Source organism: Deltaproteobacteria bacterium (genome assembly GCA_016178705.1).
Taxonomy (GTDB): Bacteria; Desulfobacterota; Binatia; order HRBIN30; family JACQVA1; genus JACOST01.
Genome location: JACOST010000009.1, coordinates 168,249 through 183,426, shown reverse-complemented (window position 1 = coordinate 183,426; position 15,178 = coordinate 168,249). Strand labels below are relative to the sequence as shown.

10 protein-coding genes are annotated in these 15,178 nt (G+C 63.8%); all 10 read left to right on the top strand.

Annotated features, from left to right (window positions below):
- Position 1: 1 nt before the first annotated feature.
- The 10 genes from HYR72_05040 (at position 2) to HYR72_04995 (ending at position 15,176) form a co-directional block, all read left to right on the top strand.
- Positions 2-1,357 (top strand): oligosaccharide flippase family protein, encoded by a 1,356-nt coding sequence (locus HYR72_05040; protein ID MBI1814320.1) that lies wholly within the window; start codon positions 2-4, stop codon positions 1,355-1,357.
- Complete coding sequence (locus HYR72_05035; protein ID MBI1814319.1) at positions 1,357-2,472, top strand: hypothetical protein; 1,116 nt, start codon at positions 1,357-1,359, stop codon at positions 2,470-2,472. The genes HYR72_05040 and HYR72_05035 overlap by 1 nt, the downstream gene beginning before the upstream one ends.
- Positions 2,469-3,689, top strand: a complete 1,221-nt coding sequence (locus HYR72_05030; GenBank protein ID MBI1814318.1) for a glycosyltransferase family 4 protein — start codon at positions 2,469-2,471, stop codon at positions 3,687-3,689. Before HYR72_05035 ends, HYR72_05030 begins: the two co-directional genes overlap by 4 nt.
- Before the next feature lie 2 nt (positions 3,690-3,691).
- Complete coding sequence (locus HYR72_05025; protein ID MBI1814317.1) at positions 3,692-5,470, top strand: carbamoyltransferase; 1,779 nt, start codon at positions 3,692-3,694, stop codon at positions 5,468-5,470.
- Positions 5,471-5,476: 6 nt separating this feature from the next.
- Positions 5,477-6,640: an SGNH/GDSL hydrolase family protein gene (locus tag HYR72_05020; protein MBI1814316.1), complete on the top strand. Its 1,164-nt coding sequence runs from the start codon at positions 5,477-5,479 to the stop codon at positions 6,638-6,640.
- Positions 6,641-6,652: 12 nt separating this feature from the next.
- The gene (locus HYR72_05015) at positions 6,653-6,832 is read left to right on the top strand and encodes a hypothetical protein (GenBank protein MBI1814315.1); all 180 of its coding nucleotides are present in this window, start codon (positions 6,653-6,655) and stop codon (positions 6,830-6,832) included.
- A 61-nt stretch (positions 6,833-6,893) separates the two neighbouring features.
- On the top strand, positions 6,894-11,039 hold the full coding sequence (locus HYR72_05010) for a right-handed parallel beta-helix repeat-containing protein (protein ID MBI1814314.1): 4,146 nt from the start codon (positions 6,894-6,896) through the stop codon (positions 11,037-11,039).
- Between the two features lie 18 nt (positions 11,040-11,057).
- Positions 11,058-12,242: a glycosyltransferase gene (locus tag HYR72_05005; protein ID MBI1814313.1), complete on the top strand. Its 1,185-nt coding sequence runs from the start codon at positions 11,058-11,060 to the stop codon at positions 12,240-12,242.
- Positions 12,239-13,492, top strand: coding sequence for an MBL fold metallo-hydrolase (locus tag HYR72_05000; protein MBI1814312.1), 1,254 nt, complete (start codon positions 12,239-12,241; stop codon positions 13,490-13,492). Before HYR72_05005 ends, HYR72_05000 begins: the two co-directional genes overlap by 4 nt.
- A 37-nt stretch (positions 13,493-13,529) precedes the next feature.
- Entirely contained in the window at positions 13,530-15,176 is a 1,647-nt protein-coding gene (locus HYR72_04995; protein MBI1814311.1) for a glycosyltransferase family 39 protein, read from the top strand.
- Positions 15,177-15,178: the final 2 nt, after the last annotated feature.

The window sequence follows — 15,178 nt, the reverse complement described above, 5'->3', positions numbered from 1 at the left end:
CATGGCTCGCGCTGTCGGGAAAAACGCGCTCTACACGCTCACGGCTGGCCTCAGTTCGTTTGCGATGGGGCTGGGCACCGGGATCATCACCGCGCGCTGGCTCGGCCCGCACGACCGCGGCATCTTCTCGCTGATCTCGGTCTTGCCGCACACGATCAGCTCGCTGGTGAAATTGGGGATGGCGCAGGGCAGCGTGTACGCCATCCGCCGCGACCACGCGGATCCCGGCGCGGTGGCGGGGCATCTGCTGATACTGGCGATCGCGATCAGCATTCCCGTGATCGGGGTGGTCTACGTCTACAAATTCCAAGCCGCCTCGTTATTGATGGGCGGCGCCAACCCGCTGTACTTTCTGCTGGCGCTGCCGCTGATTCCACTGCTCCTGATCGAGAGTTACTTCTTCGGCGTGCTGCAGGCGGTCGACCACTTCGGCATCTTCAACCGACGCCGGTTGCTCGCCGGAGCGGGTGGGTTGATCGGAATCTTTCTCGCCCTGGTCGTGTGGCACGGCGGGTTGGTATCGGCGATCGTGGTGTCAGTTGGGATTACTGCCGCGCTCGACCTGTGGTTGATCGCCACGGTCGCACGCATCTGTGGCATGCACTTCCGCTGGAACGGCAAACTCGCCAAGGAGTTGCTCAGCTTTGGCGTCAAGTCGCATTTGCAGACGGTAGCGACGCATATGCACTTCCGCGCCGATCTCTATCTGGTCGCGATGTTGCTCAACCCGACCGACGTCGCGTTCTACTCGATCGCATCGCGGCTTGCCGAGGTGATCTTGTTCGTGCCCGAATCACTGGGCCTGGTCGTCTATCCCAAGCAGGCCGGATCGACGAAGCAAGTGCTCGAAGACCTCACCGCGAGTTCGTGCCGCCACGTGACCTTCATGACCGTGCTGCTGGGGGTCGTGCTCATGCTGATCGGCCCGTGGTTGGTGGTGAGTTGGTACGGGCACGACTACGCCCCGGCCGGGCCGCCGCTGCTGTTCGTCGTGCCGGGTGTGATCATGATGTCGTTGTTCTTCATGTTGTCGCGCAGCTTCACCAGTCAGAATCGGCAAGAGATCAACATCGTTGCCTCAGGCGTCGCGGTCGGCTGCAATGTGCTGCTCAATCTGTGGCTCATCCCGCGCATGGGTATCTCGGGGGCGGGGCTGTCGACGGCGCTCTCGTACACGCTGGCCACTCTCATCCTGGGGCGTGTGTTCTTGCAGGAGTCGGGGAAGTCGCTCCGCGACCTCTTGGTGATTCGCTTCGACGACCTCGCACTCTATCGCCGCTTGTTGACGGATGTACTGGCGCGCAAGCCGCGAGGCGCCATCGGCCAAGCCGTCCTGCCGGGAGGCCGCGCGCGCTGATGGCGGAATTGACGTTCAGCTTGGCCGGCGCCGGCGGCGTGCTGCGTAGCGAGTGTGCGCCGCTGATGACCTACGCCGAACGCCACTTACAGCCGTTGCGTCTGACTCCGATGCGCGGTGCGCCGGTGATCGAGGCAACGCTGGCCTGGCATGAGAGTGCGCCGCCGGCTGATCGCCACGCCGGCGATCCGGCGCTCGCAGGGATGGATCGGGTTGATCGCGATCTCTACGTCGGGTCCGGTCGTGTCGATTGGTTCCGAATCGACGACTTCCGCGATTTGCACTTGCGAGTGCAATGGGACGGTGCGTGCTTACGAGTTCACGGCGACTATTATTTCTATCTCAGCCGCGATCCACTGCGCGACCGCGCGAAGCGCTGGTTGACGGGACGGCAAGCGGACGCGCAGCGCGCGAAACGCTTCACGACGTTGCTCTACTATCTCGTCTACTACCCCGCGTTCTGGTGGTACGAGACGCTGCACGGATTTCATCCGATCCATGCCGCGGGGGCCGTCAGCGATGCAGGCGCCATCCTGCTCGCGGGGGCGAGTGGCGTCGGGAAATCTACTCTCGCGCTGGCGTTGGCGGCGAGTGGCGGGTCGTTGCTGTCGGAAACGTTCGTCCTGCATCGCGGCACGACGATTCGCCCGGTACGCGAGCCGCTGCTCCTCGATGCCGCCAGCCGAGCGTGGTTGGGCGATGCAATGCACGGTATCGAGCCGGTGCGTGAGGGCTTCGTCTTTGCCCGCGACGGTTTCCACTGTATGAGCGGACTCGCCGACGAGGGTGAGGCGGCTGTCGTGGTGCTGCCGTACCGCGCCTCGGCGACAGTGGTGCGCGCCATCAGCGGAGACGAAGCGCACCAGCGCATCAGCGCCAGCGATCAACTGGTGAAGGATGTTCGCCGCTACTGGGCGTTTGCCGCCGCGCTGGAACCGCTCGCGCGCCGCGGGCTGATGGCTCGACGCGAAGAGTCGCTTGCCACACTAACGGCGAACGCGCGCTGTTTTGAATTTGCGATCGGTCCGGACCTCCGGCGCGAACAGGCGGTGCGCATGGTGACCGAGTTGGCTGAGTCGGGCGACGCGACGCGCCCGCTACGAGCGCAGCGGTGATGCGTGTGATGTTCATCGAAGCCTCGAGCGGCGGCGTTACCGGCGGATCCCTGACGGGCTTGTACCACTTGATCCGTGGACTGGATCGCGAGCGAGTTGCGAGCAGCATGGTGTTGTACGAGCCGAAGACGATCGAACCCGACCTCGCGGCGTGTGGCGTGAAGATTCATCATGTGTCGCGGCGGCGGCTGCCTAAAGAGCACGCGCTGTTGCGTGTCGAGGGCTATCAGCGCGCGAAGCAGGTCGGCGCGGTCGCGCGGGCGCTGCGCTGGGGACGGCAAAGTTTGCGCTTCGCAGTGGAAGAAGGCCCGACGGCGGTTGCGCTGGCACGCGTGATTCGACGGGAGCGGCCCGACGTTGTTCACCTCGGCAACGGACTGCGCGCCAATTTCGACGGCGTGATCGCCGCGCGGCTGACACACACGCCGATCGTTTGTCACGTCAAGGGCTTCGAGAAGTACAGCCAGCGCGAACGGCGCGCCGCACGGCACGTCGATGCGCTGGTTTGCATGACGCGGGCGGTCCAAGCCCATTGCGTCGAGCAGGGAGTGATCGGGCGCCACACGCAGGTCGTCTACGATGCCATCGATGAATCCGGTTTCCAGCCGACGCGTGATGCGGCCGCCGTGCGGGCCGAGCTAGGTCTGGCCGACACGGCGCCGTGCGTCGGGATCGTCGGCAATGTTCAGGAGTGGAAAGGACAAGCGGTCGTGGTCGAGGCGATGGCGCATGTCCACGGGCAGATTCCGGCAGCGCGCTGTCTCATCGTGGGCGGTGCGCATCGTGCTGGCGTGGACTATGAGCGCGCGCTGCGTCAGCGAGTGAACGAGCGAGGCCTCGACGATGTCGTTCGTTTCACCGGATTTCGCACTGACGTGGCTGATGTGATGAACGCGCTCGATGTGGTCGTCCACGCTTCGGTCCGTCCCGAGCCTTTTGGCCGGGTGATTCTCGAAGGCATGTTGCTTGGCAAACCCGTAGTGGCCGCGGCCGCGGGCGGGGTCCCCGAGCTGATCGAGGACGGCCAGACCGGATTCCTCACACCGCCAGGCGACGTCGAAGCTCTCGCGCAACGTCTGGTGGTTTTGCTCGCAGACCCGGACTTGCGCCGGCGCATTGGTGAGCGAGCGCAAGCCTGGGCGCGCGAGCGCTTCAGCCTCGCCCGGCACGTCGCCGACATGAGCGCGATTTACGACCAAGTGAAAGGAACACCCTGATCATGCGAATTCTTGGCATCTCGTGCTTCTACCACGACGCAGCCGCGGCTCTGCTGGATGACGGCATGCTGATCGCCGCGGCCGAGGAGGAGCGCTTCTCGCGCAAGAAGCATGATTACAACTTTCCGGCGCTGGCCATTCGCTATTGTTTGGCGCAAGGCGGCATCACCGCCGCGGATCTCGATTACGTCGTCTTCTATGAAAAGCCCTTCGTGAAGTTCGAGCGCATCTTGACCACCGCGCTGCAAGTGGTGCCGAAGTCCTGGAAGGTGTTCGGCGACGCGATGACGACCTGGCTACTCGACAAGCTGTGGGTGAAAAACCTCATCAGCAAGGAACTCGGCGTCCCGGTGTCGAAGATCCTTTTCAGCCAGCACCACATGTCGCACGCGGCCAGCACGTTTCTGTGCTCGCCGTTCGACGACGCGGCGATTTTGACGATCGACGGTGTCGGCGAGTGGGCGACCGCGACGATGGGTCGCGGCACGGGCACCGACATCCAGTTGCTCCGCGAAATCCGCTTCCCGCACTCGGTCGGCTTGCTTTACAGCGCCTTCACCGCGTTTCTGGGCTTCGAGGTGAATGAAGGCGAATACAAGGTGATGGGCATGGCGCCCTACGGCGAGCCCCGCTACGTCGACAAGGTCTACAAGCTGATCAAGCTCGGTAGCGACGGCAGCTTCTGGCTCGACATGGACTACTTCTGCTTCCATCACTCGACGCACCAGACCTACAAGCCGAAGTTCCTCGAACTGTTCGGCGAGCCGCGCGATCCGTCGTGGCACTTCTTCACCGAGTCGTCGGGCTATCCGTCGTACTTCGAGCCCAAGCCGTCGAACTACCACGAACTCGCCAAGAAGAATCAGTACTACGCGGACGTCGCGGCCAGTATCCAGCAAGTGACCGAGGAGATCGTGCTGGCGATGGCGCGCAAGCTGCACGCAGAGACCGGCAGCGACAAGCTGTGTCTGGCGGGCGGCGTGGCGCTCAACAGCGTCGCCAACGGGCGGGTGCAACGCGAGACCCCGTTCAAGCAGCTCTTCATTCAGCCCGCGGCGGGCGACGGTGGCGGCGCACTCGGCGCGGCGCTCTACGCCTACCACTGCGTGCTCGGCAAGCCACGCAAGTTCGTCATGCAGCACGCCTACTGGGGGCAGGAGTTCGGGCAGGGTCCGATCAGCGATTTTGTGAAGACCACCGGCGCGCCGCATCAGACGTACGAACGCGAAGAGGAGTTGCTCGATCGCGTCGTCAACGAGCTGACGGCTGGCCGCGTGATCGGCTGGTATCAGGGGCGCTTCGAGTGGGGGCCGCGGGCCCTGGGCGCGCGCAGCATCATTGCCGATCCGCGCCGCAACGACATGAAGGAAATCGTCAACGTGAAGATCAAATTCCGCGAGCCGTTCCGCCCCTTCGCGCCCTCGGTGTTGGCCGACGCGGCGGAGCGATTCTTCGATCTGCCCGACGCGCCGTCGCACTACCCGGCGCGCTTCATGCTCTACGTCGTCAACGTGAAGGACGGGCAGGGCGAGGTGATCCCCGCCATCACCCACGTCGACAACACCGCGCGCTTGCAGACCGTGCACAAATCGGAGAGCCCGCTCTACTACAACCTGATCGAGCGCTTCGGGCAGGCCACCGGCGTGCCGGTCATCATGAATACGTCGTTCAATCTGCGGGGCGAACCGATCGTCACCACGCCGGCGAATGCCTACAGCACGTTCATGCGCAGCGGCATGGACGCGTTGGTGTTGGGCAACACGGTGGTGACGAAGGCGTAGCGACTCGTGGGGCGCGAGCGCGAGTGGAGCGCGTTTGCGCTGCTGGCGATCTTCGGTGTGGTGCTTGGCTACGGCCTGCTGGAGTTCGGCGTGAGGACTTTGCATCTCTTGCCTGATCGGTTCTGGCAACCTGATGCGGAGCTTGGCTGGCGGCACATCGCGGGCAAGTCGGGTTGGTGGACCCAGGAGGACCACGAGTTTCGGGTTCCGGTTCGGATCAATCCGCAAGGATTGCGCGACGTCGATCACGCGTACGCCAAGCCCGCCGGCACCATGCGCGTTCTGTTGCTCGGCGATTCTTTCATCGAAGCGCTGCAAGTCCCAATGGAGTCGATGGTCGGGCGGCGGCTGGAGACGGGGCTAGGTGCGAACAGCGAGGTCATTAGTACCGGCGTGAGTGGATATGGAACGGCGAGCGAGCTGGCATTCCTGCGCCGCGAAGGTTTGCGTTACGATCCGGATCTCGTCCTGCTCGCCTTCTATCCAGGCAACGATGTGAAGAATAACAGCCCGACGCTCGAAGACGCGTTGCGGCCGGTTTACGACGCCGAGGGCAAGTTGCTCCGCGTGAATCCGAGCGGCGGTGACGGAGGCGCGGGACAGTCGTCCAAAGGGTGGCGGGATCATTTGCGTGCGTATCAATTCTTTCGTCAGCTGCTGCTGCGACACCCAGAGATTGCCGCGCCGCTGCACGGTATCGGATTGTTGAAGGCCGAGGGCACGCGAGTGGTACCCGAACGCGACGGCGTGCCGGTTGACTACTGGGTGTTTGCCGCCGAACCGGACGCTGAATGGCGCGACGCGTGGCAGCACACCGAGGATTTGCTAACCGAGATGCGTGCGATAGTGACCGCCGCTGGCCATCGGTTCGCGATCGTCGTGGTGCCGAGCCGTTACCAGATCTATCCCGAGTTTTGGGAGGAAACCGTGGCCGCACATCCAGCGATGCGTGGGCGGCAGTGGGATCTCGATAAGCCGGCGCAACGCGTGCTTCAGTGGTGCGCGGCCCACGATGTGTCTTGTCTTGATCTCGCTCCGGGAATTCGCTTGGCGAAGGGCAACACGCCGCTGTATTTCCACTACGACGGACACTGGACGCCGGCGGGTCACGAAGTGGCGGCGCAGTTGATTGCCGCCTTCATCCGAGCGCCTCTGGCGTCAGTTCACTAAGGAGAACGTACGATGAATTTTGTTGAGGGACTTCGTAACCGCTTCGGCATTGCCGGAGAGCTGTTGGCGTTTTTCTGGGAGCGCAAGCTGTGGTGGATGATTCCGATGGTCTTTGTGCTGCTCGTGTTTGCGGGGCTCATGGTGACCGCGCAGAGCACGGCGCTCGGGCCGTTCATCTACACACTCTTCTAGGCATTGAGCATGATTGCGTGCGGGCGACGGCGCCCGGCACGTACTTCGACAGTAGGACCGTATGTTTCGACAGGCCGCGCTGATTCTCGTGATCTTGACCCTTCTCGGCGTGGATAGCGCCGAAGCCGGGCCAACGCTCTACGTGCGCACCAGTGGCAAAGACAGTGCGGACGGCCTTTCGCGCGTCACAGCGCTGCGGAGCGTCGCGACCGCTGCACGCCGGCTCGACAACTCGGGCGGTCGCATCATCGTCGGCCCAGGCGTGTATCAGGAGGGCAACATCTCGCCGCGCCTGGTCACCGCAGAGAGTCTGCGGACCGAGCTGATGGAGTTCATTGCCGACACCGACGGCAGTCGCACCGGTGATCTCGCCGGACCCGTGATCGTCGATGCTTCTGGGGAGTCGACCGGGTTCTTGCTCTACGGCCAGCAGAACATCCGTATTGACGGCTTCGAAGTGCGTCACGCCGGCGATGCCGGCATCCAGGTGCGGTACAACCGCGGCAACAATGTTGGCTCCGCCAGCATCACGATCGTCAACTGCATCGTCCAGAACAGCGCCAAGCGAGGCATCGACATTCAAGACACGACCGGCGCCGTCATCGTCAACAACCTCGTCTACCACAACGGATCGAGTGGCATCTCGGTGGGTGGCATGATTCAGGGCTCGCCGAACGCGGTGATCGCGCACAACACGAGCTGCGCCAATGGCGACGGTGGGAACGGGTACGGCATCTTCATCGGCGAAGGCGATCGCAGCGATGTTGCGTCCCGTTACGCGGCGGTGGTGTCGAACGTCATTGCCGGGAATCGGACGGCTGGAATCAAGGTGGCACCGGAATCGCAAGAGACGTACGGCGGCGCGTTCAATGTGAACGCCGACGGCTTTGAGCCGACCACGTTTCCCGATCCGACGGATCGCGAAACCGATCCGCTGCTGGTCAATCGCACCGGCACCACCCCGGACGCCTTCCGGCTGCGTGCCGGCAGCCCCGCGGTGGACTTTGGCCCGGCCGACGCGATCACCGTGCAAGAGGGCGGCTCGACGCGCGATGACCGCAGCGCCGATACCGGCATCGTCGATGCCGGGTTCCATTTCGACAATACGGCAGGCCCGTACGTCGTGCCGCGAATTCCGCAGACGCCGATCTTTGTGCGTACTACGGGTCGAAACAGCAACGATGGTCGGACCGCCGCGACGGCGTTTCGAACCATCGGCTACGCGGCGCTGCAGGCACGTCCGGGCAACCGCATCATTGTTGGAGGTGGAACCTATTGTGAAGGGGACATCAATCTCGGCGAGCAGACCGGCACGGCGCTGCCGCTGTTGCGCCCGATTGAATTCGTCGCCGATGCCGATGGTTCACTTACCGGCGATGCTGGACCGGTTGTGATCGATGCCGGCGCCAGTCTGTGTGGCGGTGGTGGTGCGGCGGCGACGGGAGTCCAGACGGGCTTCAACATTCTCGGTAGCAGCTACGTGACAATCGATGGATTCCACGTCACGGGTGGTTTCGACTCCGGCATCCAGATTCGTGCCCGAGAGAGCGCGACTGGCGTGCGCGGCTCGGACAACGTGACGGTGAGCAATTCTGTCGTGTTCTCGAATCGCGGGAGCGGTATTCTCGTGCGCGATTCGGCGAACGTGACGATCTTCAACAACCTCGTGTACGCCAACGGCACAGGCGGCATCGCCGTCGGCGGGGAAGCGACGGGATCACCGAAAGCTCGCGTGGTAAACAACACCGTTTATGACAACGGCGCGCACGGTGTGGTGATCGGCAACCGTGTGGACAACGATCCGGTCGGATCGCCGGGTGCGCTGGTGATGAACAATCTTCTCGATCGCAACGCTGGCCGCGCACTGTTGGTCACGCCGCGGTCGCTAACGGATTTCACCGGGACGGCGAACCTCGATGGCGCCCTGCTCGGTGATCTTGGCCTGCTAGCGCCGGCGGGTGCCGACCGCCAACTTGGCGGCGCTGGCTTTGTCGACGACGATTTCCACTTGCAACAGCGGAGCGCCGGCCAGTTGACGACGAGCGTTGCGGTGGATCGCAGCGCCGGCGTCGCGTCGGTCATGGGGCTGGCCGATGGCTCGACACGAACCGATGATGCGGCTGACGAGGGCTTAAGCGACGCCGGCTTTCACTACCCGCGCGGTGGCATGCGGCCGACAGTCGGAACGTTCTCGGCGTTGCAAGCACGCCTCTTGGCTGCCAGTGCTATCCGGCTACTGTTTGTCAATCCGGATGGCAACAACGGCGATGGCCGATCACCGGCTAGCGCGTTTCGCACCGTCTTTGCGGCGGCGCGGGCCGCCGAACCCGGCGATACGATCGTGGTCGCACCTGGACGCTACGCGGAAGGCGACATCAATCTGAATAACGCCGGGACGGCTTCGCAGCCTATCGTGTTCGTCGGCGATACCAGCGGCAAGCTATCAGGCTCGACGCCCGGTCCGGTGCTGATCGACGCCACCGGCAAGGACACCGGTTTTGTACTCTTGAAGCGCAGCTTCGTCCAAATCCGCGGCTTCCGCATCATGGGCGCGCGTGTGGCCGGCATACAGGTGCGTGCGTGCCCGGGCGACGGTGAGGCGTGCACACTGGAATCCGGGTCAGACCACGTTACCCTTGCCGACAACGTGATCTTCTCCGGCCATCGCGGTATCGACGTGACCGACTCGACCGACGCGACCGTCTTCAACAATCTCATCTACGCGAACGACAGCACCGGCATCGCGATCACCGGCGATTTGCGGCAGGCGAGCGACGCGCTGCTCGTCAACAATACGCTGTACAGCAACAGTGGCGATGCGATCCTGTTGGACGGTTTTCTCGGCGCACCCAACGTTGAGCTGATCAATAACATCATCAAGGGCAATGGCCAGTTCGGGATAAAGACGAAGCCATCATCTCTCCCGGGGCTCGTGCTGAGCCACAATATCAATCGTGACGGCGCCAACAGCGAGACCCCGGCCGATCCGAATGACCCCGGTGCGGATCCCATGTTCGCCCGTCCGCCCGGTGTGGATGGCATCCTCGGCAGTACCGGTTTTGCCGACGATGACTTCCGGCTCAACGTCGCGCTGAGTCCGGGGCTCGACGCCGCCGGCGTGGACGCCGCTGACGTTGCCCTGACCGGTGGAGTGGCGCGCAGCGATGGCATGCGCGATGCCGGCCGAGCTGATCTTGGGTTCCACTACGAGTCCCACGGGCCCATCGGCGGCGAGTCGCAGGCCATCGTCACGCTCTACGTGCGCGCCCAACTGGGCAACGACAGCAACGACGGCCGCACGCCACAGACGGCGTTGCATACTGTCGCGCGGGCCGCTGCGCAAGCTGGCGCGGGGACCACGATCGTGATCGGCCCAGGCGTCTATCGGGAAGGAAATCTGTATCCCGTTACCAGCGGCACCGCGAGTAGTCCGATCATCTTCGTCGGTGATGCCACGGGCGCGCAGACCGGTGACGCCCCCGGGCCAGTGCTGCTCGACGCCAATGGACTGAGCGGCGGATTTCGGTTGGCCGGTCGCTCATACGTTCGAATTGATGGCATCGACGTAACCGGCGCGCGGCTGGCCGGTGTGGTGGCGCAGAACCCGACCGGCGTCGAGGTGACCAACTGCCGCCTCTTCTCGAACAGAGGCGCGGGCATTATGTTCGTGCGACCGCGCGGTGCCAACACGGTGTTCAACAATCTCGTCTACGCGAACGGCGGCGACGGGGTGCAGGCGCGGCTACGCCGCGTCCGCAATAGTGTGCTGCGTCTTGGCAACAATACCGTCTACGGCAACAGCGGGCGTGGCGTGTGGATCGATCATTCGCTCTCCGACCGCCGCATGGGAACTGTCTTGCTCGCGCACAACATCGTACAGAACAACGCCGGTGATCTGGTTGTCACGCCGCGCGGTTGGAGCGCGTTGCGCCTGACGCCCAACCTGTTGTCACAGCCTCCGACCGGCGTCGGTAGTGGAGCACCGCTGCTGATCGCCCCATCAGTGTTCAACGCACCGGCGGGACTCGATTCGGTGTTAGGCGGTAGCGGATTCGCTGACGATGACTTTCGGGTCGATGGCGGTAGCGCGGCGATTGACGCCGGCAGCACGGCCGCCATCGTCTGGGCGCTCGATGGCCGCACCGTCCGTCGCGACAACGCTGCGGACGCGGGCGCGGTTGATCTCGGCTATCACTCCCCGCGCTGACCTGCGCCGAAACGTCGTATGCCCAAGATTCGAATCGTCTACGCCATCAAGTCGATGCCGGTGGGCGGGAGCCAGACGCATCTGCTCCAAGTGTTGCGGCTGCTCGACCAGCGGCGCTTTGACCCCATCTTGTATTGCTTGACTGGGGAGGGCGCGCTGTTGGACGCAGTGCGCGCGCATGGCGTGCGAGTGATCGACGGCGGCCTGCGGAAACACTTCAACGGCGTGCCCGCGCTGCGCGCGATCCTCCGCATGGCGCGCGTTCTGCGGCGGGAGCGTGTGGATCTCGTACACAACTATCTTTTGCGCGCGAACGCGATCGGTTCGCTGGCGGCGCGGTTGGCGCGCGTGCCGGTGACGCTGGTGAGCAAACGCGGCTGCCACGAGCGACACGGAGTGGAGCTGGCTGGCGCGCGCCTGGGAAACTGGCTCGCGAACTGCGTGACCGTGAACGCCAACGCCGTCCGTGACTTCGTGCACGAGAACGAACGCTGTCCGCGCGAGAAGATGGTCATGATCCCTAGTGGCGTCGACACCGACCGTTTCCGTCCGCTCGCTGCGGGCGACCATAAGACGCGTCTCGGACTCGATCCGCAGCGCCCGGTCGTCGGCATCGTGACGCGGATGCGGGTACGCAAGGGGGTCGAAGAGTTTCTGCGCGCGATGATCAAGGTGCGCGAGCGTCTGCCGGCGGCACAAGCCGTGATTGTCGGCGAAGTCGAGCTCGACGACGAATTGCGCGCCGTTGTCGCCCAAGGTGGGCTGACGGCGCATCTCCATCTGCTCGGTCGCCGCACTGACATTCCCGAAGTGCTCTCCGCGTTTGATCTCTTCGTCCTGTCGTCGCACGATGAAGGGATGTCGAACGCCATCCTCGAGGCGATGGCGATGGAGAAGCCGGTCGTAGCCACCGATGTCGGCGGTACGGGCGAGGTGGTGCGCCATGGCCACACCGGATTGTTGGTGCCGCCGAAGGATCCGGTTCCGTTGGCGGCGGCGATTGCCGAGCTGCTGGCGAGTGGGGACCGCGCGGTGGAGATGGGCCGCCTTGGCCGGCGTGTCGTCGAAGAACGTTTTTCAGCCCACGCAATGGTGCGGCAGATGGAAGACTTGTACGTGAAGCTATTGCAGCAGCGCGGGGTTGTGGTTGCCGATGAGGCGGTGAGCGACGCCGTGCCGAATATCAGGGGAGAGCACGCATGAACGTCACGTATCTGGGGCACGCCGCGATCTTGATGGAGGCGGATGGCCGCACCATCTTGATGGACCCGTGGTTGACCGACCCCACGTATCACGGCACGTGGTGGCACTTCCCGCCGCTGGCGCTCGGCGTGCGTGATCTACCGAAGATCGACTATCTCTACGTGTCGCACGAGCACCCCGACCACTTCGATCCGCCAACGCTGGCGCAGATCGACAAGAGCGTCCACGTCATCATTGCCGATTTTCGCAAGAAACGCTTCCGCGATCGACTCGCCGCGATCGGCTTTCGCACGATCACCGAACTGAACTTCAACGAGTCGTTCACGTGCAGCGACGGCCTACGGCTGCGCCTGATTCCGCCCGACCGTCCATGGGACGACAGTGCGATCCTGTTGCAGGACGGCACGACGGTGCTGAACGTCAACGACTGCCATCTCGACGACGCCACACTTGAACGACTGGGCCGCGAGCAACAGATCGACTTGGCATTCCTGACCTTTACCGGCGCCAGCCAGTACCCTGGCTGCTTCGAATTCTCGTTGGCGTCGAAGATCGAGCGTTGGCGTGAGAGCAAGCGTGCGCACGTCGAGGAGTTCGTTCACTGGGCGAAGCTGCTGCGGACGAAACGGGCAGTGCCCGCCGCAGGCAATTTCGCGCTCTTGGCCGCCGATCAGCTCCAGCTCAATACGCCGCACTACGTGAACACGCCGCAAGAGGCGATCACCGCGCTGGCCGCCGACGCGCCCGAGATCGAGGGGTTGCAGATGAATCCGGGCGATCAGTGGGATCCGCGCGGCGGCCTGCACCGGCTCAATCCGCCGCCCGACTGGAACCGGCGCATGGAAATGATCGAAGCGATGAGTCAAGCGCACGCTGGACAGATCGCCGAATATTTCGCCAGCGAAGCTGCGGCACCGGCTGATCTCTTCGAACGCTTTCGTACTTACTTCACGCGTCTGCTCGCGGCTGATCCGAGCATCGCGAAGCGCATAAACGTGGTGACGTGGTGGGCCGTTGAGGGTCCCGCCGGTGGCGACTGGGTGATCGACTTTACGCGCGAGCGCGACTGGATCTATCGCGGTGTGCCGGCGCAGTGGAATTTGCGGCTGCGGATTCCCGACAAGCTGGTCCACATCGGCGTCAGTGAATGGTCGACGTGGGACAATCTGGTGCTGTCCTTCCGTGTCCGGCTGGCGCGCAACCCCGATCGCTACAATAAAGAGTTTTGGACGTGGCTGGCCAAGCTGTAGATCACACGGAGACTTCCCACGAGGACGTGCGCTGATCATGGAGCCACGGCTCCGCCGAACATTGCTGGCCGCGATTCTGTTGGTGAGTGTGCTGGTCAACAGTTGGCATTTGCAATGGGGTTTACCGAACGGGAACACGACCTGGGCGGCCGATGCGATCACCCCGCTGACGCCGTTGTCGGTGGCGAAGAAGTCGTTCGCCAAGCCCAACTCGGGATGGTTCTACTTCAAGTATCCGATCGGTCATCCACTGCTGTTGCTCGTGGGCTACGCTCCGTATCTCGGAACGCTCTACTTCACCGGAGAGTTCCGCCGGCCCGAGAGCCGTTATCCGTATGGATTCAAGAACCCGGAGCGGTCGCTTGCGATTCTTGCTCTGATCGGGCGCGCGGTCAGCGTGGCGATGGCGGCGGGGATGGTTTGGATCGTGTACGCGCTCGGTATGCTGTTGTTCGAGCCCGGGGCCGCGTTGTTGGGCGCCGCGGCCGCGGCCTGTGCGATGGTGTTGGTTTTCTACGCCCACACCACCAATCTCGACGTGCCGGTGACGTTCTGGATGCTGCTAGCACTGCTCTTCGCGGTACGGCTCATGCGCGCCGTCAGCTGGCGAGATTGTATGGGCCTTGGCATCGCGGCGGCGATGGGATTTGCGACGAAGGAGTCTGCCGTTGGGTTCTTGATCGCGCTGCCGCTCTTCATCGCCGTCGCGCAATGGCGGCAACTGCATCCGTTGTCGGCTGCGGCGATTGGACCGGTGATTCTTCGCCTCGGTGTTGGGGCGGTCGTCAGCGTGCTGGTGTACGGTGTGGTGACTAACGCCTTCTACAATCCGGCCGGTCTGATGAATCGTTGGCGCTTTCTGACCGGAACACTGCCGCGGGAATACTTCGGCACCCTGGTGCCGCGCGCCGCGTACATCGATGTGACGCATGGGCCGTCCTTGGCCACTCATATGCGATTGCTGCGCGAGCTTGTGGTCAGCCTCACGAACGGCGTTGGCATCGCCTTGTGTACGGCTGGACTCTGCGGTCTCGTAGTCGCGCTGGTGCGGGCTCCCTGGACCGCCGCGTTGCCGATGACACTCTTCGCGACCTACTACTGGTTCGCTTTGACGGCACTGCCGTTGGTTGCCGTTCGCTACGTGTTGCCGTTGAGCATGCTGCTCATGCTGTTTGCGGGAGTGTTTCTGCACGCCTTGGGGCGACGTGGCGCGATGGGGCGCGGCGTGGTTGCGACGGTGCTGCTCGCCGGGTTGGCCTATGGTGCCAGCGTCGATCACCTCTTGATGCGCGATCCACGCTACGCGGCGGAGTCGTGGTTGCGTGATCGCGCTCAAGGCCGGACGGTTGAAACGTACAATCGGGCGACCTTTCTGCCGCGCATGCCCGCGGGCGTGAACGTCTCGCAGCCCAAGTTCAGTGACACTACGCGGGAAGGTCTCGCGCAGCGCCGGCCCGATTTCATTGTGCTGAACATGGCCGACATCAGTCGAGTCACGGGTCACTACGACACCTTCGAGATCGGTGTGAAGCGGCGGCCGGAAAACGAAGCGTTCCTGCGCGCGCTGTTGGCGGAGGAACTCGGCTATCGGCGCGTGGCGCAGTTCCGCACCCCGTCGCTGTTGCTGCGGGACGAGGTGATTCGCAGCCTCAACCCCGAGATTGTGGTGTTCGCCCGCCCATGACG